This window comes from Agathobaculum sp. TL06 (assembly GCF_054658635.1).
In genome coordinates, this window is the sequence record NZ_BAAGGY010000016.1 from 58410 (window position 1) to 81440 (window position 23031).

Below are 23031 nucleotides of genomic sequence, written 5' to 3' on the forward strand. Positions count from 1 at the left end.
CCGGAAGGAGGAATCGTGCAGTGGCGATCATGGATAAAATCCAAAATAATATCATATTCCGCGCGCTGCTGAAAGTGGAATCTGCCGTAATGATTATCACCAGCATCCTGGCGGCCGGCATCGTGTTTGTCGGCGTGGTAATGCGGTATATCCTGCAGATGAACTTTTTCGGACAGGAAGAGGTCCTGTGCGTTGTGGCGATGTGGCTGTATTGGTTTGGCGGCATCTACGGAAGCTACGAGGGCTCGCATATCAAGGGCGATATGCTGTCGTCGGTGTTCAAGTCGCCGCGCTCCAAGAAGATTGTGGAACTGGTCATCCAGGCGGTCAGCTTTGTGGTGATTTTGGTGTTCTGCATTTGGGGCTTTGAGTATATGGCGTTCAACCTCAGGTTCAATGCTGTGACGACCGGTCTGAAAATCCCCATGTCCCTTTCGCAGATGCCGCTGCTGATCGGCTTTCTGCTGATGGAACTGTACACGGTGTTCAATTTCTTCCGTGTGCTGCTGGATAAGGATTTCGGCAAGGCGAAAGAGCCTGCGGAGGAAGGGGGAAGCGAGTAATGGAATTGGGTGTTGCATTTGCAATCCTGCTGGTCTGTATTGTCGTGGGCGTACCGGTCGTGTATTCGTTCGGTGCGGCGACGATCTGGCTCGTGCTGACGCTCGGCTTTGACGCCTCCTTCGTGTTCACCACAGTTTACAGTAAGATGAACAGCTCGGTGCTGATCGCGATTCCGCTGTTTATCATTCTGGGCGCGATCATGGAAAAGGGCGGCGTCGGCAGCGCGCTGGTCAACTTTGTAGAGGCCTTTACCGGCCGCGTCAAGGGCGCGCTGTGCGCAGTGTCTTCGGTAGCCTGCGCGGTATTCGGCGCGATCTGCGGCAGCGGCGCGGCGACTCTGTCCTGCATCGGCTCGATCATGGCGCCGAAAATGCGCGAGCGCAACTATCCGATGGGCGTTGCGGCGGCCGTCCTGGCCTGCGCCGCGCCGATCGGCATGCTCATCCCGCCAAGCTCGATTCAGATATTGTTTGCCTGGTCGGGCAACCTCTCGGTTTTGACCTGCTTTATCGCAACGGTCATCCCGGGCATTATCCTGACGATACTTATCGGCATCTGCGGCATCGTCATGTGTAAAAAGTATCCGGACGTCAAGGTCACGGAAAAAATGTCGCGGACGGACTGGCTGGCCAATACCCGCCGCTCCACCGTACACGCCATTCCGGCGCTGTTTATGCCGATTATCGTGCTGGGCGGCATCTACGGCGGCTTTATGACCCCGTCCGAGGCGGCCGGCGTGGCGATCGTTTACTCGATCCCCGTCAGCATCCTGATTTACCGCGGGACCAAGATGAGAGAGCTGGGCCGCACCTTCAAGGAATCCGCGGTCACCACCGGCGTTATCATGGTTATGCTGGGTACCATCATGGTCGTCAGCCGTATTCTGGTCATGAACAACGTTCCGTCCATGATTCTGGACGCCCTGCTCACCGTAACCGGCAACAACAAGTATCTGGTTCTGCTGATGATTAACATTTTCATGGTCATCATCGGCATGCTGATGGACGACGTCAGCGGCACCCTGCTGGTGGCGCCGATCCTGCTGCCGATCGGCATGGAGCTTGGCGTGAACCCCTATCAAATGGCGGCTATTCTGGGCGTAAACCTCGGCATGGGCAACGTAACCCCGCCGACCGCGCCGTTCCTCTACCTGGGCGGGCGTATCTGCAAGGTGGACACCAAGAGCATGATGAAGCCGATGTTGACGATCATCGCCTTCTGCTATGTGCCTACGCTGATCCTCACCACCTACATACCGGAGATCTCGCTCTGGCTGCCGCGCCTGATTATGGGTTCGGTTTGACCCGCCGATAGAAAAGGATTCTCTGTTTCTTCGCTGAAAGGGGCCGCGCTGAAGTTTAACAGCGCGGCCCCTTTCCGGCAAAGCGTATCGATATTCTTTCACATGACGATGGAACTGGTGCGGGAGTCGTCCCGATCACACAGCTTGTGCCGGATATCCAGAAGATAGATGGCAAGCACCTTGTCCAGATCGTACATATCCAGTCCGCAGGTTTCGCGGATACGGCGGAAGCGGTAAACCAGGGTGCTTTTGTGGATATGCAGCGCCTGCGCGGTTTGCACAAAGTTAAAGCGCTGCTGGAACCAGTGCTCGATCGTCAACAGGACCTCCTCGCGGTTTTTCGCCTGCATGACCCGCCCGAACATCTGCGCGGAAACCTCGCTGCAGATGCCGTCCGGCAGGCTGGCGGCGATTTTCTCCAGAACCACATCGCCGATATAGAGGCAGGTGCTGTTCCGTATGCCGGCATGGATGTTTTTTAAGGCGAAGCAGGCATTCTCATAGGACTGGCGCAGCGTCTCGACCGAGTGGGAGAAGAAGCCGATGCCGATGCGGAGGCGGATGCCGGCGGTCAGGCACTCGCTGCTCACGCAAAGGCACTTTTGCTGCAGCATTTCCAGGTATTGCTGCGGCTGGATGCTGCGCAGCCCAAAGGCGAACACGACATAGCCGGTATTGTTCTGCGGGCAGACAAAATCCTGCGGGTGATCGAAATGGCGCAGCAGGCATTCCATGATCTGCGTCTGATGTACGCGCGTTTCCGCGGAAGCGTCGTCGTGCCGGCCTTCGATTTCCTCCAGCTTGACGGCGATGCGCGCCGCGTTCAGGTCAATGCCGAATTCGTAAGCGCTTTCGCAGATGGCGGCTTCATCATGCGAGCGGGGATCATATGTAATGATTTCGCGCAGGAGGTTTTTCTTCCGGTAATCGGTGCGGGTCGTGGAGCGCTGGCGCTTCTCAAAATCGAGAAATATCTGTGCAAGCTGCTGGATCAGCAGGGCATATTGCGAAATTTCGTGCGGGGCGCCGGTGATGCCGATCGTGCCGATGACGATGGAATCGATGATGATGGGGATGGTGATGCCGGGCTTGGTGCCGGCGAATTTACGGGCCGCGGCGGCGTCATGGTAGATTTTGCGCGCACTCTGTATGACTTCAAGCGAAGCCTCGTGCAGCGAGTCAACGCGGTCGGGATCGTTGGAGGCGACGACATAGCCGAAGGAGTCGGTAATAAGCACGTCGTGTCCAATGGTCAGGCTTGCCGACTGCGCCAATTTTTCGCATAGCTTTTTGTCCAGTAGATCCGAGTTAGACACAAAAATCTCCCTTTCTTTTTGGATGCGGGCGGTGAGTCGTTTCGCCTTCGCGGTGCGAAAACCACACGACATTTTTAACGTGTTTTTTACATTATAACACGCTCTTCCTGCAATGGTCAAATATACCAAAAAGGAAGAAAATGGGAGATGGAAGCATATTGCAGGAAATGGAAAATTACTCCTTTCGACAGGCGTCCGCAGGCCGGCGAACCGGCAGGAGCGCGCCTGAATTTAGGGGTTCTGTACGTCGGAAAAGGCATTGACAGACGGCCGAAATACTGCTAAACTAACCATAGAGCAATAAGCTGAAATTAACTGCTTTGTTTATTTCAGGCAGAGGGCGCGCCGTCAGTGTCCAATGCAAAAAGCGGTTTTTCAAAAAAGAGCGACGCAGCTCCCGAGAATCCGGCCGACAGGCGGGGTCCTTTGGGGGCTTTTATTTTTAGGAAAGGGGGCGGCGGAGTTGATTGAGCTGGATGAGAAAAAAAGGATTATCCAGGAGTTTGTGCCAGGAAAGCAGGTCACCCTGTGCCATGTGATCGCCAGTCCCGAGGATACGCTCTACGCCAAGCTGGGACTGATCGACGCGCACGGCGCGATCGGCATTATGACCATCACGCCGAGTGAGGCCGCGATGATCGGCGCGGATGTGGCGGCCAAGGCGGCCTCGGTCGAGATCGGCTTTGTGGACCGTTTTAACGGCTCGCTGGTCATCACCGGCGAGGTGGCGGCGGTGGAGGAAGCGCTTGCCGGCGTGATGCAGGTGCTGTGCGACATGATGGGCTTCAGCCCCGCGCCGATGACCAGGACATAGGGGAATCGGCCATGGAAAACAGGGAAAAGAAACGGATCATGCTGGTCGGGCGCTCCACGGCGGGCAAGACAACGCTGTGCCAGCGTATCAGCCGGCGCGATCTGGCGTATCACAAAACGCAGACCGTGCAGGTCATCAACCAGACAATGATCGATACGCCCGGCGAATACCTGGAGCGGCGCAGCTTTCGGGGGGCGCTGATGGTCACCTCGGTGGAAGCGGACTATGTGGTATTTGTGCAGTCCGCCACAGAGGAGGGTACCATGTTCCCGCCCTCCTATAACAGCCAGTTTGCCAAGCCGGTGCTGGGCGTGGTGACAAAAAGCGATATTGCCGCGCCGGAGCAAATAGAGAAGGCGAAAAAATACCTGCATATGGCGGGCGCCAAAACGGTGTTCGTCACCAGCAGCGTCACCGGCGAAGGGGTGGACGCGCTGATGGCCTATCTGGGCTATGAACAGGCGGCGGAGTGATGCCGCCTGAGGGTAAGGAGAATGGATATGAGCCGAATCAGAGTGGTGATTGCGGACGACGAGCCGATCACCCGCATGGATTTGAAGGAACTGCTGTCGGCGCAGGGCTACCAGGTGGTCGGCGAGGCGGCAGACGGTTTCGACGCGATCGAGATGTGCCGGCAGACACAGCCCGACCTTGTGCTGCTGGACGTGAAGATGCCGTTGCTGGACGGCCTTTCGGCCGCGAGGATCATTTACGAAGAGGATATCGCGGAAACGATCATCATGCTCACCGCGTACAGCGAATGGGAATTTGTCAAAACCGCGCGGGATCAGGGCGTGGCAGGATATCTGGTCAAGCCGCTGGGCGAAAGCTCGCTGGTGCCAAGCATAGAGCTGGCCGTGGCGCGCAGCAAGGAGATGCGCCAGCTCAAAAAGGACATCCGGCAGGTTACCGACCGGCTGGAAAGCCGCACCGTGATCGAAAAAGCAAAGGGCCTGTTGATGGCGCAGGAGGGAATGACCGAGCAGAGCGCATATGATTACATACGCAAGCTGAGCCAGAGCAAAAAGCTGTCCATGCGGCGGGTCGCGGAGATCATCCTGATGAGAAGCGGAGGACGCTGAGTATGGTGGATACGATCGAGGCGCTCTGCCGGAAATATACCAGCTTGGCGCCGGCGGATATTGCCGTGATACAGGGAATGAGCACCGTGCTGGGGGCGTTGGCCAGCTGGGAGGAGGCGGACATTTTTGTGGACTGCCCCTGTCGGGACGGCGACGCTATCGTTGTGGCAGAGGCAAAGCCGGACGGTGCGCCGTCCTCCTACCGGAAAAGCGTGGTGGGGCTGCTGGCGCGCAGGGAGAACGAGCCAGCCGTGGCGCGGACGCTCCGCCTGGGCGTGGGAACCAAGCAGATGAAAGCGCTGACCCAGGAAAACCGGCGCACGGTCCAGTCGGTCGAGCCGATCAAAAACAGCGCGGGCAAGGTGATCGGCGCGCTGGTGCGGGAACAGCGGATGGACGAGCGGCGGCAGGCAAGCGGCCGGCTGCATTTTTCCGACCGTGACCCTGCAAAGATCGCCAACGCGCTCGCGCATATGGCGGGAAACGACTGGCTGACCGAGTGTATCGACGAGGCCCTGCTGATCGTCGACCGGACGGGGCGGGTGGCGTTCTGCAACAGCCTGGCGCGCAGCCTTTATCAGACGCTGGGATACCTCGACGACCCCCTGGGGCAGCGGTACGAAAACGTGCGGCTGGCCGAGGTGCGGGAGGAGGACGGGCAGGCTGGTTACGCGGCGGCGGAGGTTACGCTGGGACGCCACAGCCTGCTGGTCAAGCAGATCCAGCTGGCGCGGGAGGATATGGCGTTCGCCGTGATCGTGCAGGATCTGACGTGGAAGCGCGAACAGGAGAAGCAGCTCGTGCTGAAGTCGGCGGTGGTCAAGGAGATGCACCATCGGGTGAAAAACAGCCTGCAGACCGTGGCAAGCCTGCTGCGGCTGCAGATGCGGCGGCTGGATGACGCGGCGCTGCAGGACGTGCTGGCGGAGAGCATGAACCGCATCCTCTCAATCGCCACCACGCATGAGCTGCTCTCGCGGTCCGGCGTGGACGAGGTGATGATCGGGGAGGTCATCCGCAATATCCGGAACAATATCATCCGCGCGTTCAGCTGGCCGGATTTCCATGTGCAGATCCGGCAGGAGGGGGATGACTTTCCGGTCAATTCCGATATCGCCACATCGGCCGCGCTGGTAATCAATGAGCTGCTTCAGAATTCCCTGCAGTATGCCTTTCGGGGGCGGGAGCAGGGCAGCGTCCGGATCGTTGTGACCCGCGGGGAGCTGTATTCCTGCATTGAGGTCATTGACGACGGATGCGGCTATGATACGGCGGCTGTCCGGCCGGACAGCCTGGGCCTTTCCATCGTGCGTACGATGGTGGAGGACCGGCTGCACGGCAGCCTGAAGACCGAAGCGGGCAGCGGCGGTACGCATGTGACGTTTGACTTCAAAAACCAGTATAAAGAATAAGGCTGCGGCATGACGGAATGCCGCGGCGGAGCAAACGGGCGGCGCAGTCCGGATATACAGGCTATCAGTCTGTGTATCCGGACTTTTTTGATGAAAGCATTATGGAAGATCGGAGGCGCGCCATGCACGAGGAGATATGCAGCGTGGGCGTGGATATCGGGACATCCACCACACAACTGATATTCAGCAGATTGACGATCGAGAATCGGGCGAGCAGCTATACCGCGCCGCGCATCCAGATCGTGAAAAAAGAGGTCGTCCACCGCAGCGGGATATACTTTACGCCGCTGCGGTCGGGGACGGAGATCGACGCGGAGGCGGTCAAGCAAATCGTGCGGAAGGAATACGCCGCGGCGGGCATCCGTCCGGCTGATGTCAGGACCGGCGCGGTCATCATCACCGGCGAGACGGCGCGCAAGCAGAACGCGAACGAGGTTCTGGAGGCGCTGGCAAGCCTTGCGGGCGATTTTGTGGTCGCCACGGCCGGACCGGATCTGGAATCCGTGCTGTCCGCGCGGGGAGCGGGCGCCGACCGGCTTTCCGAGGAGGCGCGCACAGCTGTGGCCAATCTGGATGTCGGCGGCGGAACGACCAACATTGCGGTATTCGATAAAGGGAAACTGGCCGGCGTCTGCTGCCTGGATATCGGCGGGCGGCTGATCCGCGTGGAACAAGGCCGGATCGCCTATGTCTACCATAAGATTGAGGCGCTGGCCCGTGCGCACGGCATCGCGTTGCGGGCCGGAGCTGCGGCGGATGTGGAGATGCTGCGGCGGGTATGCGGCCTGATGGCCGACCAGCTCGCGCAGGCGCTGTCCCGCCGGCCGCCGGATGGGCAGCACGCCGGACTGTATACCAACGGCGGGAAGCCGCTGCCCGAAACCGCGCGTGCGCAGGCGGTCACCTACTCGGGCGGCGTGGCAGACTGCATTTATACGCCGCCGGAGGGGGATGTATTCCGGTACGGCGATGTGGGCGTGCTGCTCGGACAGGCGATTCGGGAAAACGCGGCGCTCGGCGGGCTGCGGCTGTTCCGGCCGGCGGAGACCATCCGCGCCACCGTGGTCGGCGCGGGGACGCATACGACCGAGGTCAGCGGCAGCACTATCCATTATGCGCAGGGACGCCTGCCGGTCAAAAATGTACCCGTGCTCCGTGTATCCGAGGAGGACGAGGCCGCGCCGGAAACGCTGCGCGACGCCATCCGGCGTCAAATGCCGATGTACCAGCCGGAGGGACGGATCGAACAGGTCGCGATCGCGTTCAGCGGCAGGCCCTATACCAGCTTCGCCGCCATCCAAAAGCTGGCCGCGGCGGTAACGGACGGGGCGGCGGAGATTATCACGGGCGGGTACCCGCTGATCCTGGTGGTGGAGGCCGATATCGGCAAGGTGCTGGGAAACGCGCTCAACGTGCGGCTGGACTTCCGCAAGGATGTCATCTGCATCGACGGGATACGGACGCAGGACGGCGATTATGTGGATATCGGCGCGCCGGTCGCGGATGGGCATGTGGTGCCTGTCGTGGTCAAGACGCTGATCTTCAATTCATAACAAGCAGGGAGAGGTGAAACGATGTGATCCTGAAAACAAAGCTGTTCGGGCATGTCTACGAATTCAAGAGCATCTGCGAGGTGATGGCCAAGGCCAACGAAGAAAAATCGGGCGACAGGCTGGCCGGCATCGCGGCCGAGACGGCCGAGGAACGGGTGGCGGCCAAGGTGGTCCTGGCAAACCTGACGCTGAACGATCTGCGCAACGCGCCGGCCGTCCCCTATGAGGAGGACGAGGTCACCCGCATTATACAGGACGATGTGAACGAAACGATTTTCCGCGAGTTCCAGAACATGACGGTCGCGGAGTTCCGCGAATGGCTGCTCGACGGCAATACCACAAGCGAAATGATCCGCCGCGCGTCGCGCGGCATCACGTCCGAGATCGTCGCGGGCGTGTGCAAGCTGATGAGCAATCTGGACCTGATCTACGCGGCCAAAAAGATCCAGGTGACCGCGCACTGCAACACCACGATCGGCCTGCCGGGGACGTTTTCCTCCCGCCTGCAGCCCAACCATACGACCGACGACCCCAAAGGCATCCTGGCCTCTGCGATGGAGGGCTTCTCTTACGGCTGCGGCGACGCGGTGCTGGGGCTGAATCCGGTGGACGATTCGGTGGAATCGGTCGCCCGCATCCTCAAGATGTTCGACGAGTTCAAAAATAAATGGGAGATACCGACACAGATCTGTGTGCTGGCGCATGTCACCACCCAGGTCGCCGCTGCGGATAAGCTGGGCGCGCCGCTTGACCTGATGTTCCAGTCGATTGCGGGCAGCCAGAAGGGAAACGAGGCGTTCGGTCTGACCGCGGCGATGCTGGAGGAGGGACGCGCGACCATGCTCAGCCGCGGCACCTGCACCGGCCCCAACGTTATGTATTTCGAAACCGGACAGGGTTCGGAACTATCCTCCGAGGCCCACAACGGCTGGGATCAGGTGACGATGGAGGCGCGCTGCTACGGCTTTGCCAGGCGGTACCAGCCGTTCCTGGTCAACACGGTGGTCGGCTTTATCGGGCCGGAATACCTGTATGACGCCAAGCAGGTCACGCGCGCGGGGCTGGAGGATCACTTCATGGGCAAGCTGACCGGCGTACCCATGGGCTGCGACGCCTGCTACACCAACCATATGAAGACCGACCAGAACGATATCGAGAACCTGGCCGCGCTGCTGGTGGCCGCCGGCTGTACTTACCTGATGTCCATTCCGGAGGGCGACGACTGCATGCTGATGTACCAGTGTACGGGCTATCATGAGATCCCCGCGCTGCGCGAGGTCTTCGGCCTGCGGCCCATTCCGGAATTTGACCGCTGGCTGGAAAAAATGGGCTTTTCGGAGAACGGGAAGCTGACGCCCAGGGCGGGCGACGCCTCGGTCTTTTTGGCGAAGTAGGAGAGGAAGTGAGAGTGTTGGACGAAGCTACATTGACACGCATCATCGAGCAGGTGGTCGCAGAGCTTGCGCAGGACGAACGGCCGCCGGAAAAGCCGGAAGCGCCGGCTCCGGCGCCCGCCGCATGGACAGAGCCGGCGGCTCCCGACATCCGACTGCCGGAGACGGCGGGGGAGGCAGGCTGCCTGCCCGATATCACGGAGATCGACATAAGGGAGCAGTACCTGGTGGAGCGGCCGGAGCATGGCGAGGCGTATGCGGACCTCAAGAGGAACGCGCCCTGCCGTCTCGGCATTGGCAAAGCGGGCGCGCGCTATAAAACGCTGCCGCAGTTGGAATTCCGCGCGGCGCATTCAGCGGCGCAGGACGCGGTGTTCAGCGATGTGGACGAGGCGTTTGTCGCCTCGCAGGGGCTGTTCCTCGTGCAGAGCCAGTGCGACAGCAAGGATACCTATTTGACACGGCCCGACCTGGGGCGCAGGCTCAGCAAGGCGGCGGCGGATACCATCCGCGAGCGGTGCAGGGACCACCCCACGGTTCAGATCTATGTTTCCGACGGGCTTTCCTCCGCGGCGGTGTCGGCCAATATTCCGGATCTGCTGCCCGCGCTGCTGCAGGGCCTGCAGAACTATAAAATAGACGTGGGTACGCCGTTTTTCGTGCGGTACGGCCGCGTCGGCGTGATGGATGAGGTGTCCGAGCTGCTCGGCGCCGAGGTCACCTGCGTGCTGATCGGCGAGCGGCCCGGCCTGATTACCGCGGAATCCATGTCCGCCTATATTGCCTATCGGGCGACGGTGGGCATGCCGGAGGCGCGGCGCACCGTGCTTTCCAATATCCACAGAAGCGGCACCAATCCGGCCGAGGCGGGCGCGCACATTGCCGATATCATCAAGCTGATGCTGGAGAAAAAGGCCAGCGGTACGGATTTGAAGCTGTAACAGGCAGGGAGGAGCTTACCTATGAAAAGAGATCCCATTCAGGCGAGGGTGCTGGCGACAAAGCTGATCCCAAACGTTGCGCCCGACCTTGCCGAACAGTTGTCGCTGCGGCCGGAGGAGCGGTCGCTCGCGCTGATCACGGCGGACAACGACGATGTGACCTACACCGCGCTGGATGAAGCGACCAAAAAAGCGGTCTGCCGCGTGGTATACGCCAAAAGCTGCTATGCGGGCGCGGACCACGCGAGTACGCGCCTGGCAGGCGAGATCATCGGCATTCTGGCCGCGCCCAATCCGGCGGAGGCCAAGGCCGGTCTGGACGCCTGCGTTGATATGATCGAGAACGTATGCCATTTTGTTTCCGCAAACGACGAGGGCGATATCGTCTACTATGCGCATTGTATTTCGCGCACCGGTTCGTATTTGTCCGAGGGCGCGGGCATTACGGAGGGCGAGGCGCTGGCGTACCTGATCGCGCCGCCGCTGGAGGCAGTATATGGCCTGGACGCTGCGCTCAAGGCGGCTGACGTGCGCATGTGCGTGCTGTACGCGCCGCCGAGCGAGACGAACTTCGGCGGCGGCCTGCTGACAGGCAGCCAGGCCGCCTGCAAAGCGGCGTGCGAAGCGTTTGCCGACGCGGTCGAGTTTGTGGCGGAGCATCCCACTGAATGTATTGCGGAGGACAGCCTGTGAGCGGCGCGGCGCGTAACGGAGGTGACGGCCGGTGAGAGCGTTGGGAATGATCGAGACGCGCGGCCTGGTGGCTTCGGTAGAGGCCGCTGACGCAATGGTAAAGGCCGCCGAGGTCACGCTGGCCTGTAAGGAGCATGTCGGCGGCGGTCTGGTGACGGTCATGGTGCGCGGTGAGGTGGCCGCGGTCAAGGCAGCGGTGGATGCGGGCGCGGCGGCGGCCGAACGGGTCGGGGAGCTGGTCGCCGTGCATGTGATCCCGCGGCCGCATGACGAAGTGGAAACGATCCTGTCCCCGCCGCCCGCGGCGCCGGTCCGCGCATCGCCGCGGCGCGCGCAGGAGCAGGCGCCCGCCCCAGCGCGGGTGTGCGAAGGGGCGCCGGACGACGAGACGCTGGCGGGCATGTCGGTCGCCAGCCTGCGCACCGCCGCGCGGGAGCTGGGCCTGACCAGCATGACGCGGCGCGATATCCGGTTCGCCAAAAAGGAGCAGCTGATCGCGGCGATTCGGGCGTTCCGCGATCAGGGCAAATGAAATTCAAGCGGAAGCATCCGCGGATAAAGGAGAGTTGAAGCATGCAGCTATATGACAAGGATTTACTGTCCATGCAGGAGGTCCGTGAGCTGGTCGGCGCGGCCAAAAAAGCCCAGCAGGAGCTGGCCGGCATGACCCAGGAGCAGGTGGACCGCATTGTCCGCGCCATTGCGGACGCAGGCGTGCGCAACGCGCGGCGCCTGGCGGAAATGGCCAATGAGGACACCGGCTTCGGCAAGGTCGAGGACAAGGTCATCAAAAACGTGTTCGGCAGCCGCGGCGTGTATGAATACATCAAGGATATGAAAACCGTGGGCGAGCTTGAACGCGACGAGGTCAATAAAACGCGCACCATCGCCGTGCCGGTGGGCGTGATCGCGGGCCTGATCCCCTCAACCAATCCCACGTCCACCGCGCTGTACAAGTCCGAAATCGCGATTAAGGCGGGCAACGCGATCGTGTTTTCCCCACATCCGACCGCGCTGCGCTGCATCATGGAGACGGTCAAGGTCATCCGCCAGGCGATTTCCGAGGCGGGCGGCAACGAGAACCTGGTCTCCTGTATCACGATTCCCACCATGGAGGCCACCGACAACCTCATGCGCCACCGCGACGTCGCCCTGATCCTGGCGACCGGCGGTTCAGCCATGGTGCGCGCGGCCTATTCCTCCGGCACGCCGGCGATCGGCGTGGGGCCGGGCAACGGTCCGGCCTATCTGGAAAAGACCTGCGACCTGCCGCTCGCGGTCAAGCGCATCCTGGATTCCAAGACCTTTGACTGGGGTACGATCTGCGCCTCCGAGCAGTCCATTATCTGCGACGAGGATATGGCGGCCGCGGTGCAGGCCGAAATGGAAAAGCAGGGCGCCTACTTCCTCGACGACGCGGAGCGCGCCAAGCTCGGCAAATTCATTCTCCGCGCCAACGGCACGATGAATCCGGAGATCGTCGGACGCAGCGTGGAAACCATTGCCAAGCTGGCCGGCCTGGATCGGGTGCCGGCGTCGGCGCGCGTGCTAGTCGCCCGCGAGGACGGCGTGGGCCGCGGCCATCCGTACTCCAATGAAAAGCTGGGGCCGATCCTCGCGTTCTATACCGGAAAGGACTATCGGGACGTGTGTGAAAAGGTTTGCACGATCCTGCGCTACGAGGGCGCGGGCCATACGTTCTCCATGCATACCAAGGACGAGCAGATGGTCGATTATTTTGCAAAGCGCGTGCCGGTTTCCCGCGTGATCGTCAATACCGCGTCCGCGCTGGGCGGTATCGGCGCCTCCACGGCGCTCATGCCCGCGCTGACGCTGGGCTGCGGCGCGGTGGGCGGCTCGGCGACGAGCGAAAACGTCGGCCCCATGCAGCTGCTCAATACCCGCAAGGTGGCCTACGGCCTGCGGGAGCTGGACGATATCCGGCAGGGCGCGCCCGACTGCAGCGACGGCATCTGCCAGAGCACGGGCGGCGGGATCAGCGAGACCGATCTGGAGGCGATCGTCCGCATGGTTGTCAGCCGGATGAAAAAGGCGTAAACAGGTTCATCAACCATTCAAATAAAGCTTAGGAGGAATTGATTATGGCAACGACGACACAGGCACTCGGCATGATCGAAACAAAGGGACTGGTCGCATCCGTGGAAGCGGCCGACGCAATGGTAAAGGCGGCGAACGTAACGCTGATCGGCAAGGTACACGTCGGCGGCGGCCTGGTGACCGTGATGGTGCGCGGGGACGTGGGCGCGGTCAAGGCTGCGACCGACGCGGGCGCGGCGGCGGCCGAGCGCGTGGGCGACCTGATCTCGGTACATGTGATCCCGCGGCCGCACGAAGAGGTGGAGTATATCCTGCCCTCGCTGGATAAGCAGTAAAAAGCGGAAAACGACAGAAAAGGAGTAAGGTAACATGGCAAATATGCAGGCACTCGGCATGATTGAGACAAAGGGACTGGTCGCATCCGTGGAGGCGGCCGACGCAATGGTCAAGGCGGCAAACGTAACGCTGATCGGCAAGGTACACGTCGGCGGCGGCCTGGTGACCGTGATGGTGCGCGGGGACGTGGGCGCGGTCAAGGCCGCGACCGACGCGGGCGCGGCGGCAGCGGAGCGCGTGGGCGATCTGATTTCGGTACATGTGATCCCGCGGCCGCATGAGGAAGTGGAGTACATCCTGCCGACCCTGGACAAATAAGGCGCGGCGGTACGGCGGAAGCCCATCCGACTTGAGGAGGTGAAGCGTTTGAAATATATCACGGAGACAGCGCTGCGGCATGAGCTGCACGCGATCGAGCCGGAAAGCTATGTGGTACCCAGGGGGCAGAAGCTGACGCCGGCGGCGCGCGAGTATCTTCAGACGCGCAAAATCAAGATTGTGCCGGAGGAGCGGCAGGGGAAAGCCAACCCCTGCGCGGCCGGGGCGGTAAACGCGCCGGCCGCGCCCGCAGCTGTGCCGGCGGCAGCGGCGAAGTTCGTTGACTATGAAACCGGCGCGTTTTACGCGGAAAAGCCCGAGCATATGACGCACCTGTCGGGCAACCTGCTGGTGCAGAAAAGCCATCCGCGCATCCTGTTTCGGGGCAGGCTGGACGCGCTGCAGGCGTCTGTCGTGCTGGCGCAGACCGAGATTAGCGGACGCGGGGGCAGCGAAAAACTGCTGGAGGACCTGAACGACCTGCTGCACGCGCTGCGCGAGGTGATGCGCTGCGACGTGCTCGATGAGCCGTTCACCCTGGAAACGCTGATCGGGCTGACGCACGCCGGCCTGCGGGAGCAGTCGCACGACCCGCAGCGCTTTTTCGGCGTTAAGGCGATGACGCTGCCCGACTATACCATGGGGCGCGATTTCGCCCTGCTCAACAGCCTGCGCGCCGCGGTGCGGGAAACCGAGGTCGCGGCGGCGCTGGCGTTTCGCGAGGGCGCGAAATGCACCAGGGAGGATCTGATCGAAGAACTCAACCGTATGTCCAGCGCGCTGCACATTATGATGTGCCGCTATCTGGCCGGACAATATGGGGCATAGCGGAAAACGGAAGGAGCGCTGGAACAAATGATGGATATGGAGCGCGTTAACGACTATATGGCCCGCGTGAGCGCGTCGGAGCATACCACCTTTCCGCCGGCTGACGGAGAACTGAAGGTGGGGCTGGACCTGGGTACGGCCTATATCGTGCTGGTCGTGCTGGACGGGGCGGATAACCCTGTGGCGTGCGAAAAGCAGGCGGCCTCGGTGCTGCGGGATGGCGTGGTGGTCGATTACCTCGGCGCGCTGCAGATCGTGCGCGAGCTAAAGCGCAGGCTGGAGCAGCGGCTCGGCAGGGAGCTGGAGCGATGCGCCATCGCTATGCCGGCGGGTACGGAGTCGAGCGCGCGGACACATCAGTATGTGGCCGAGGGCGCGGGGTTTGAAGTGACCGCCGTGCTGGATGAGCCGACCGCCGCGAACGCGGTCTACCAGATCGACAACGGCGTGGTGGTGGATATCGGCGGCGGCACGACCGGCCTGGCCGTCCTGCGGGAGGGAAAGGTGGTCCGCATCGAGGACGAGCCGACCGGCGGCACACATCTGACCCTAGTGCTGGCGGGCAACTATCACATCCCCTTCGCGGAGGCCGAGTCCATCAAGCAGGACTACGCGCGCCATAAGGAGATCTTTCCCGTGGTCAGACCCGTTGTGGAAAAAATGGCGGCGATCGTAAAACGCTATGTCGATAAAACCGAAACGGAAACACTCTACCTGTGCGGCGGCACCTGCTGCCTGACCGGAATCGAAGAGGTCTTTGCGCGGGAAACGGGCATCCGGACGGTAAAGCCCGCCGACCCGTTCCTGGTGACGCCCGCAGGGATTGCCATGAACTGTAAGTGATAAGCGGAAAGGAGGGGAACCATGGAGCGAATAGAGCTGGTCGAGGAAATCGTGCGGCGGGTCACGGCAAGACTGCATGAACTGGAGGGAGCGGAGCAGGCAGCCTCGTCCGAGGGCAAGCCGGGCCTGCTGATCCTGACACAGGCGCACGGCACGGCCTGTCACAGCGTGCTGGAGAGCGAGGCGGTCCGCCGGAAATGGCGGGTGAACTGCGCCCTGCAGCGCGAGTATAACGTGGAGCTGGCGGATTACGACGCGGTGCTGCTCGGCGACCTGAGCTGCGGCGCGCTGGACCGGATCGCCTCCGGCGCGGGAGACTGCGCCTTTACCCGTTTGGCGGTACAGGCCATCCTCGCGGGGAAAAAGGTCTATATCCTCGCGGAGGGGGTGGAGCTGTACCGGTATCGGGAGTCGGCGCCGGCGGTGTACTATAAGATGCTGCAGCAAAAGCTGGACTTTTTGCAGGCAAGCGGCGCGGTCCTCTGCACACAGACCGATGTGGAACAGCTGCTGACCGAAAAGCAGCCCGCGCCGAAACTGCAGGCGCCGCCTGCGGAGGCGCCCAGCGCAAAGGAAAAGACGCTTGCCAAGCGGGTGCTGACCGAGCGCGATCTGATCGACGCGGAAAAGCAGGGCGTCGCCTGCATCCGCGTGGGCGCGGGCTGCATCATCACGGCGCTGGCCAAAGACCTGGCGGCGGGCAGAGGCATCACGATTATCAAGGGGCAGGACTGAAACCCGCGGCGCGGACTGAGCCGCCGGCGCGCCAACGTATGCCCGACAGGAGAGGAACCATATGAAAATTGCCAAAGTGATCGGGAATATCTGGGCCACCCGCAAGGAGGAACGGCTGGCGGGCTATAAGTTGCTGATCGTGCAGCCGGTCAACATCCTGGACGGCTCGCCGGACCGCGCGCCCATCGTGGCCGCCGATATGATCGGCGCGGGCATGGGGGAGACGGTCATCATTGTCGGCGGAAGCTCGGCGCGCAGCGCGGCGGGCGATATGTCGGTGCCGGTGGACGCGACCGTGGTCGGCATTGTGGACGATCAGGAGTTCGACCCCGGTATTCTGGAGGAAAAGGAAGCGGTGAAACCATGAATCTGACCGAAACCATCAAGGCGGCCGGCATCGTCGGCGCGGGCGGCGCCGGCTTCCCGACGCATGTCAAGCTGGACGCCAGGGCGGAGTGCCTGATCGTCAACGCGGCCGAGTGCGAGCCGCTGATCGAGACGGATAAATACCTTTGCCGCACCTGCGCGCCGCAGATCATCCAGGCGGTGCTGGCGGTCAAAGAGCATTTGGGCGCAGGCCGTGCGGTCATCGCCCTGAAAGGCAAATACGAGCAGGAGATCGGCGCGCTGTCCGAGGCGATCCGCACGGCGGCCGCGCCGGTCGAGATCTTCCGGATGGGTACGTTCTATCCGGCGGGCGACGAACAGACCATGGTGCAGCAGGTGACCGGACGCTCGGTACCCGAGCGCGGCCTACCGCTTGATGTCGGCTGCGTGGTGGACAACGTCGGCACCATGCTCAATATTTACGACGCGCTACAGGGGCGGCCGGTGGTGGATAAATACCTGTCGGTCGTGGGCGAGGTGAAGGAACCGGTCATGCTGCATGTCCCGATCGGGACGCCGGTCATCGACTGCGTGCGCGCGGCCGAGCCGCAGCTCGCGGACTATGCACTGATCCTCGGCGGGCCGATGATGGGCCGGCAGCTGACCGGCGCGGACGAAATACGCGGCGCGGTCGTAACCAAGACCACGGGCAACATCCTTGTGCTGCCGCGTGACCACTATCTGTTCCGGCGGGCCGCGACGCCGCTGGAAACAATCCGTCACCAGGCGCGCAGCGCCTGTATCCAGTGCCGGATGTGTACCGACCTGTGTCCGCGCTACCTGATCGGCCACGCCATCCGGCCGCACCTGATTATGCGCAACCTGTGGCGCGAGCAGGAGGTAACGGACGACACGGCATACGGCCGTATTTTCGGCGAGGCAGCCAACTGCTGCGACTGCGGCGTATGCGAAATGTTCGCCTGCCCGATGCAGCTTTCGCCGCGCAAGGTCAACCAATACGTCAAGGGTCGGCTGCGGGAAAAGGGAATCCAGGTGCCGCGGGGCAGCGCGCCGCAGGCGCGGGCCGAGGTCGATCAGCGCCATACGCCGACCGACCGCCTGGTCAGCCGGCTGGGGCTGTCGGCGTATTACGGCCTGCACGCGCACGACTGCCGGACGCTTACGCCGGACGAGGTGTTCCTGCCGTTCTCCCAGCATATCGGCAAGCCGGCGCAGCCGGTCAAGCAGGCCGGCGACACGGTCGAGCGGGGCGAGGTGCTGGCGCAGGCGGCGGAGGGCCTGTCCGCGCAGATCCACGCCAGCATTTCGGGCGTGGTGACGGAAATTACAGAAAAAGGCGCCCGCATCCGCGGACGGAAGGAGTGAGCACTATGGGAATTTCCAGCAGGATGGCCATCGGCATGGTGGAACTGAACAGCATTGCGCGGGGCATCGAAACCTGTGACTATATGGTAAAGGCGGCGACCGTGGAGCTGCTCCGCTCCTCCACGGTGTGTCCGGGCAAATACCTGATCCTGATCGCGGGCGAAACGGGGGACGTGAAAGCCTCCATGGCGGAGGGGATCAAGCGGGGCGGCGAGTGCGTGGTGGACACGCTGACCATCCCCAACATCCACGCAGACGTGATTCAGGCCATCAGCATGACCACGCAGATCGAGAAGCCGGGCGCGGTCGGCGTTTTGGAGTATTATTCGGTAGCGTCCGCCATCATTGGCGCGGATATCGCGGCCAAGGCGGCGGATGTGCAGCTGATCGAGGTGCGCATCGGCTATGCGATCGGCGGCAAGGGCTATGTGACGCTGACCGGCGATGTCGGCGCAGTGCGCGCCGCGGTGGCCGCCGCCAAAGAGCAGGCCGAGCTGCTGGTCGGCACAAGCATTATCCCGCGCCCATCGCCCAAGGTGTTTGAGGCCCTGATGTGACCGGGCAGCGGAAAGGGGAGAATGACGATGAAAGTAAACGAGGAACTGATCCGCAGCCTTGTGGAAAAGGTGCTGGCCGAGACCGGCCGGCAGAAGCCGGAGGAGAGCAAAAGCGGCGGGTGCGGCTTTGAGAAAACGGTAGATCCCAGCGGCGTGCTCAGCGTACGCGTGCCGACCGTGCGCCTTGAGCCGTTTGAAGGGCGCGACGACGTGCGCCTGAAAGACGTGGCGACGCTCGAGGAGGCGCCGCGCATCGGCTGCGGCATCATGGAGCTGCGCGACGGCGCGGATTTTGAATGGACGCTCACTTACGACGAATGGGACGTTGTGCTGGAGGGGCGGCTGGAGATCCGCATAGACGGCCGCACCGTGGGCGGCGACGCAGGGGATGTGCTGTATATCCCGCGCGGCAGCCATATCCACTTTACAACGCCGCAGTATGCGAAATTTGCCTATACGGTATTTCCGGCGGACTGGTGAGACAGGGGCGCTGTTATGTTTACTAAGCTGATCGAAAAACTGAAAAAGAATTATACCACGCTGGTGTTCACCGAGGGGGCGGACCCGCGTATCCTGGAGGCCGCCTCCCGCCTCAAGCGGGAGGGCATCCTGCAGCCCTTGCTGATCGGGGATGTGCAGGAGGTGCGGCAGGCCGCGCAGGCAGGCGGCTTCGACATCGCGGATATCCGCATCGTCGATCCGCTGCACTACCGCCGTATGGACGAGCTGGTGGATAAAATGATGGAACTGCGGAAGGGCAAGCTGTCGCCTGAGGAATGCCGCGGGCTGCTGCAAAAGGGAAACTATTTCGGCACTATGCTGGTAAAGCTCGGCGTGGCGGACTGCCTGCTCGGTGGCGCGACCTATTCCACCGCGGATACGGTGCGTCCGGCGCTGCAGCTGATCCGGACCAAGCCGGGACACCGGATCGTCGGTTCGTGCTTTATCCTGACCCGCGGGAGCGGAAGCAGCGCGGAGCTGCTGGCGATGGGGGACTGTGCGATCAATATCAAGCCGGATGAGGACGAGCTGGCCGAGATCGCGGTTGAAACCGCCGAATGCGCGAAGCTGTTCGGCATTGACCCGCAGGTGGCGTTCCTGTCCTATTCGACCAAGGGGTCGGGAAAGGGCGAGGATGTGGACAAGATGCGCCGCGCGGCCCAGGCGGCGAAGCAGGCGCGTCCCGACCTGATGATCGAGGGAGAACTGCAGTTTGATGCGGCGGTATCGCCCGAGGTCGCGCAGACCAAGTGCAAGGGCCTGCCGGTGGCGGGACATGCCAACACCTTTATCTTTCCGGATATCAACGCCGGCAATATCGGCTACAAGATCGCGCAGCGCCTGGGCGGCTTTGAGGCCTATGGGCCGATCCTGCTGGGCTTGAACGCGCCGATCAACGACCTGTCCCGCGGCTGCAACGCGGAGGAGGTCTATTATATGGCGATCATCACGGCGGGGCTGCGGTGAAGCCTTGACGGGAATGTAAAAAAGAGGGGCGTCTGCCCCTCTTTTTCTTTTCCTGCGGCTGCAACGCGGATACCGCCGGTCGTATCCTCCCGCAACGCTGCCTTCCAGCAGGGTCGCCATAAACCAGTCCAGATTGAGGACGAACATTTCGCGCATGCGCGCGTCCTTTTTGCTGTCCGAGGGCAGCTTTTCCGCGCGGCGGCAGGTGGAAAGATAGTGCTCGCGGACGAACGCCGCCCCGTCCCGCACCACGTCCGGCGCGAGCAGGCCGAGCCGCAGCCCGACCGATCGGGACCATGGGAACGTGTCCTCGAACAGGATCTCCTCGCGGTGGTACCAGGGATAGCCGCCGAACAGCTCGTCGGCGCACTCTCCGGAAAGGCACACGGTCGTGCCGCCTTTTTTCACTTCCGCACAGAACAGCAGCAGCGAGGAATCCACGTCCGCCATGCCGGGCAGATCGCGGGCGTCGGTCGCGGGCAGAAGCGCGGCGCACAGCGCCTCCGGTTCAATGACAACGTTATGGTGCGCGGTATGCAGCGCATCCGCCATCATTTTGATATACGCGTTGTCGCTGTTTGGCTGGAAGCTGCTTTTTGTAAAATACTTGTCGTTGTCGCGGTAATCGACCGACCAGGTGTGCAGGGTTTCGCCGCGCGCGGCGTAGTCCCTGGCGGCCAGCATGGACAGGATGGAGGAGTCCAGCCCGCCGGACAGGAAGCAGGCCAGCGGCACGTCGGACACGAGCTGGCGCTGCGCCGCGTCGCAGATCAGTTCCCGTGTGCGTTCGATCGTGGCCTCCAGATCGTCCGGATGCTCGTGCGCCTCCAGCTTCCAGTATGCGGCGTCCGTATAATGCTCGGGAGTAAGGATGGCATAGTGGCCGGGCAGCAGGGAGTCGATCTGCCGGAACACGCCGGAAGCGGGCGGCCGCGCCGGACCGAGCAGCAGCAGGGAGCGCAGGCCGTCCTCGTCGATCACAGGTTCGACCTCCGGATGGCACAGCACCGTGCCGATGGTCGAGCCGAACACCAGCCCGCCGCCCGTATGCGCGAGGAACAGGGGCTTGACGCCCAGCCGGTCGCGGCACAGGGTCAGGCGGCGTTCGGCTTTCTGCCAGATGGCGAAAGCAAAAATTCCGTTGAGCCGCGGGAACGCATCCGTACCCCATTCCAGAAAGGCGTGCAGCACAACCTCGGTATCCGAATGGCCGGCAAAGCGATGGCCGCGCAGGATAAGCTCGTGCCGGATCTCCTCGGTATTATATAACTCTCCGTTATAAATCAGGATGGTATTCCTGTCCGGCGATGTCATGGGCTGCCGTCCCCCGTCCGGATCGATCACGATCAGGCGGCGGTGGACGAGCATCGCGTCCAGATCGCAGAACTGCCCCTCCGCGTCCGGCCCGCGCGGCGTGAGCGTGCGTTTCATGCGCTCCGCGACCGGCCCATAGCCGCGCGCATCGTGTTCGTAATCGATAAAGCCGCCGATTCCACACATAGGCTTTTCCTCCTTAAAACTTTGGTCTTCCATCCTTTTTATGCCGGTATGCGTCCGGATATGCGCCCGAACGCGCGGATGGATGATTACAAAACGGAGACTGAAACGGCAAATTAACGAGGGGTAAAAAAATCCAATCTGCACAAAAATGCGGGGCGAAATTCTCAGGCAAAAGTCTGTTAAATCCTTGACATATTGCGGCCAAACAGTATAATAGAAGTAGACATGCTCCAAAGTTGGGTGTCGGTGGATGCGGCGCTTGATGCCTATGGTGTCCGGCGCTGTGTTTTTCTGTTCACCTGCGAATTTTTTTTGGGAGGTATATGGCATGGATTTTAGGCTTACAAAAGAAGAAGCACTGTTCCAGAAGATGTGCCGTGAGTTCGCGCTCAACGAAGTTGAGCCGATCGCCGCGGAGATCGACGAGCAGGAGCGCTATCCGGAAGAGACTGTCCAGAAGCTGATGAAGTACGGCCTGATGGGCATTCAGTTCCCCAAGGAAGTCGGCGGTTCCGGCGGCAACTACGTTTGCTATTCGATCGCGATCGAAGAGATCAGCCGCGTCTGCGGTACGACCGGCGCGATCATTTCCGCGCACGGCACGCTGGGCGCCTGGCCGATTTACGCGTTCGGCACGCCGGAACAGAAGGAGAAATGGCTCCGCCCGCTGATCGAGCCCAAGGAAGGCGCGAAGGTTGGCGCGTTCGGTTTGACCGAGCCTAATGCCGGTACCGATTCCGCGGCCCAGCAGACCATCGCTGAGAAGCAGGAAGACGGTTCCTACATCCTCAACGGCACCAAGGTGTTCATCACCGGCGGCGGTCGCGCGGATACTTATGTCGTTTTCGCCATGACCGACAAAGCAAAGGGCAACAAGGGCATTTCCGCCTTTATCGTAGATAAGGATGACCCGGGCTTCTCGATCGGCAAGATCGAGCACAAGATGGGCATCCGCGGCTCGCAGACCGCAGAGCTGATCTTTGAAGACGTACACCTGCCGGCGGACCGTCTGCTGGGCAAGGAGAACGGCGGCTTCAAGATCGCGATGATGACGCTGGACGGCGGCCGTATCGGTATCGCATCCCAGGCGCTCGGCATCGCGCAGGGCGCGCTGGACAAGGCGATCCAGTACATGAAAGAGCGCGTCCAGTTCGGCAAGACGCTGGACAAGTTCCAGGGCCTGCAGTGGATGGTAGCCGATATGTACACCCAGATCGACGCTGCCCGCCTGCTCGTCCGCCGCGCGGCGTTCAACCACGACGTTGGCCTGCCGTTCACCAAGGAAGCCGCTATGGCCAAGCTGTACGCTTCTGAGGTCGCTATGGACGTTACCACCAAGTGCGTACAGATCTACGGCGGCTACGGCTACATCCGTGAGTACCCGATGGAGCGCATGATGCGCGACGCCAAGATCACCGAGATCTACGAGGGTACTTCTCAGGTTCAGAGAATGGTCATCGCTGGTCAGGTACTGCGCTAAGAAAAGGAGGAGAACAGGACTATGAAAGCAATCGTATGTGTAAAGCAGGTTCCGGATACCTCCGGCAAGGTAGCGGTGAATCCGGACGGGACGCTGAACCGAGCGTCGATGGAAACGATCACGA

The 23031-nt window shown here is 61.9% G+C and carries 23 protein-coding genes and 3 pseudogenes; 24 read left to right on the forward strand and 2 right to left on the reverse strand.

The annotated features are described in order from the left end of the window. Positions 1-29 precede the first annotated feature (29 nt). Positions 30-563 carry a TRAP transporter small permease gene (locus ACYQ3S_RS10870; protein ID WP_459689121.1) on the forward strand — a complete coding sequence of 178 codons (534 nt, stop codon included), beginning with the start codon at positions 30-32 and terminating at the stop codon, positions 561-563. Then, complete coding sequence (locus ACYQ3S_RS10875) at positions 563-1867, forward strand: TRAP transporter large permease (RefSeq protein WP_459689091.1); 1305 nt, start codon at positions 563-565, stop codon at positions 1865-1867. Before ACYQ3S_RS10870 ends, ACYQ3S_RS10875 begins: the two co-directional genes overlap by 1 nt. Positions 1868-1965: 98 nt before the next feature. Here the strand turns inward: ACYQ3S_RS10875 and ACYQ3S_RS10880 are convergent, their stop codons facing one another. After that, positions 1966-3183, reverse strand: coding sequence for a sugar diacid recognition domain-containing protein (locus ACYQ3S_RS10880; RefSeq protein ID WP_459689092.1), 1218 nt, complete (start codon positions 3181-3183; stop codon positions 1966-1968). 463 nt (positions 3184-3646) lie between these two features. Here ACYQ3S_RS10880 and eutS point away from each other — a divergent pair, with 463 nt between their 5' ends. The 20 genes and pseudogenes from eutS to pta all read left to right on the forward strand — a co-directional run bounded on the left by eutS (position 3647) and on the right by pta (position 19927). Next, the gene (eutS, locus tag ACYQ3S_RS10885) at positions 3647-3997 is read left to right on the forward strand and encodes an ethanolamine utilization microcompartment protein EutS (RefSeq protein WP_147574460.1); all 351 of its coding nucleotides are present in this window, start codon (positions 3647-3649) and stop codon (positions 3995-3997) included. Positions 3998-4008: 11 nt separating this feature from the next. Next, positions 4009-4470: a EutP/PduV family microcompartment system protein gene (locus ACYQ3S_RS10890; RefSeq protein ID WP_459689094.1), complete on the forward strand. Its 462-nt coding sequence runs from the start codon at positions 4009-4011 to the stop codon at positions 4468-4470. Between the two features lie 27 nt (positions 4471-4497). Next, positions 4498-5079 (forward strand): ANTAR domain-containing response regulator, encoded by a 582-nt coding sequence (locus tag ACYQ3S_RS10895; protein WP_459689095.1) that lies wholly within the window; start codon positions 4498-4500, stop codon positions 5077-5079. Between the two features lie 2 nt (positions 5080-5081). Then, positions 5082-6491 carry a sensor histidine kinase gene (locus ACYQ3S_RS10900; protein WP_459689097.1) on the forward strand — a complete coding sequence of 470 codons (1410 nt, stop codon included), beginning with the start codon at positions 5082-5084 and terminating at the stop codon, positions 6489-6491. A 122-nt stretch (positions 6492-6613) separates the two neighbouring features. After that, positions 6614-8044, forward strand: a complete 1431-nt coding sequence (eutA, locus tag ACYQ3S_RS10905; RefSeq protein ID WP_459689098.1) for an ethanolamine ammonia-lyase reactivating factor EutA — start codon at positions 6614-6616, stop codon at positions 8042-8044. A 23-nt stretch (positions 8045-8067) separates the two neighbouring features. Then, positions 8068-9438, forward strand: coding sequence for an ethanolamine ammonia-lyase subunit EutB (locus tag ACYQ3S_RS10910; RefSeq protein ID WP_459689100.1), 1371 nt, complete (start codon positions 8068-8070; stop codon positions 9436-9438). Between the two features lie 17 nt (positions 9439-9455). Further along, positions 9456-10379, forward strand: a complete 924-nt coding sequence (eutC, locus tag ACYQ3S_RS10915) for an ethanolamine ammonia-lyase subunit EutC (RefSeq protein ID WP_459689102.1) — start codon at positions 9456-9458, stop codon at positions 10377-10379. Between the two features lie 21 nt (positions 10380-10400). Continuing rightward, the gene (gene eutL, locus ACYQ3S_RS10920) at positions 10401-11072 is read left to right on the forward strand and encodes an ethanolamine utilization microcompartment protein EutL (protein WP_459689104.1); all 672 of its coding nucleotides are present in this window, start codon (positions 10401-10403) and stop codon (positions 11070-11072) included. 46 nt (positions 11073-11118) lie between these two features. Next, a pseudogene (locus ACYQ3S_RS10925) lies at positions 11119-11361 on the forward strand (BMC domain-containing protein); the annotation flags it as partial. A gap of 284 nt (positions 11362-11645) precedes the next feature. Beyond that, positions 11646-13130: an acetaldehyde dehydrogenase (acetylating) gene (locus tag ACYQ3S_RS10930; protein ID WP_459689106.1), complete on the forward strand. Its 1485-nt coding sequence runs from the start codon at positions 11646-11648 to the stop codon at positions 13128-13130. A 44-nt stretch (positions 13131-13174) separates the two neighbouring features. Continuing rightward, complete coding sequence (locus tag ACYQ3S_RS10935) at positions 13175-13465, forward strand: BMC domain-containing protein (protein ID WP_054327935.1); 291 nt, start codon at positions 13175-13177, stop codon at positions 13463-13465. Between the two features lie 34 nt (positions 13466-13499). Continuing rightward, positions 13500-13784, forward strand: coding sequence for a BMC domain-containing protein (locus ACYQ3S_RS10940; RefSeq protein ID WP_054327934.1), 285 nt, complete (start codon positions 13500-13502; stop codon positions 13782-13784). A 39-nt stretch (positions 13785-13823) separates the two neighbouring features. Further along, complete coding sequence (locus ACYQ3S_RS10945) at positions 13824-14612, forward strand: ATP-binding protein (RefSeq protein WP_459689108.1); 789 nt, start codon at positions 13824-13826, stop codon at positions 14610-14612. 27 nt (positions 14613-14639) lie between these two features. Beyond that, positions 14640-15455 (forward strand): ethanolamine utilization protein EutJ, encoded by an 816-nt coding sequence (eutJ, locus tag ACYQ3S_RS10950; protein ID WP_459689110.1) that lies wholly within the window; start codon positions 14640-14642, stop codon positions 15453-15455. A gap of 21 nt (positions 15456-15476) precedes the next feature. Next, entirely contained in the window at positions 15477-16190 is a 714-nt protein-coding gene (locus ACYQ3S_RS10955) for a hypothetical protein (protein ID WP_459689111.1), read from the forward strand. A gap of 61 nt (positions 16191-16251) precedes the next feature. Beyond that, complete coding sequence (locus tag ACYQ3S_RS10960; protein ID WP_054327931.1) at positions 16252-16557, forward strand: EutN/CcmL family microcompartment protein; 306 nt, start codon at positions 16252-16254, stop codon at positions 16555-16557. Then, on the forward strand, positions 16554-17903 hold the full coding sequence (locus ACYQ3S_RS10965; RefSeq protein ID WP_459689112.1) for a 4Fe-4S dicluster domain-containing protein: 1350 nt from the start codon (positions 16554-16556) through the stop codon (positions 17901-17903). Before ACYQ3S_RS10960 ends, ACYQ3S_RS10965 begins: the two co-directional genes overlap by 4 nt. A 5-nt stretch (positions 17904-17908) precedes the next feature. Beyond that, positions 17909-18460, forward strand: coding sequence for a BMC domain-containing protein (locus ACYQ3S_RS10970; RefSeq protein WP_459689113.1), 552 nt, complete (start codon positions 17909-17911; stop codon positions 18458-18460). A gap of 27 nt (positions 18461-18487) precedes the next feature. Next, positions 18488-18940 (forward strand): cupin domain-containing protein, encoded by a 453-nt coding sequence (locus ACYQ3S_RS10975; protein ID WP_459689115.1) that lies wholly within the window; start codon positions 18488-18490, stop codon positions 18938-18940. Between the two features lie 15 nt (positions 18941-18955). Next, complete coding sequence (pta, locus tag ACYQ3S_RS10980; protein WP_459689117.1) at positions 18956-19927, forward strand: phosphate acetyltransferase; 972 nt, start codon at positions 18956-18958, stop codon at positions 19925-19927. Positions 19928-20089: 162 nt separating this feature from the next. Here pta and asnB read toward each other — a convergent pair. After that, positions 20090-21757 (reverse strand): annotated as a pseudogene (gene asnB / locus ACYQ3S_RS10985) (asparagine synthase (glutamine-hydrolyzing)); the annotation flags it as partial. Between asnB and ACYQ3S_RS10990 the strand changes: the two are divergent. Next, positions 21756-22907, forward strand: coding sequence for an acyl-CoA dehydrogenase (locus ACYQ3S_RS10990; protein ID WP_054327986.1), 1152 nt, complete (start codon positions 21756-21758; stop codon positions 22905-22907). The pseudogene asnB and the gene ACYQ3S_RS10990 overlap by 2 nt on opposite strands. 21 nt (positions 22908-22928) lie before the next feature. Continuing rightward, a pseudogene (locus ACYQ3S_RS10995) lies at positions 22929-23031 on the forward strand (electron transfer flavoprotein subunit beta); the annotation flags it as partial.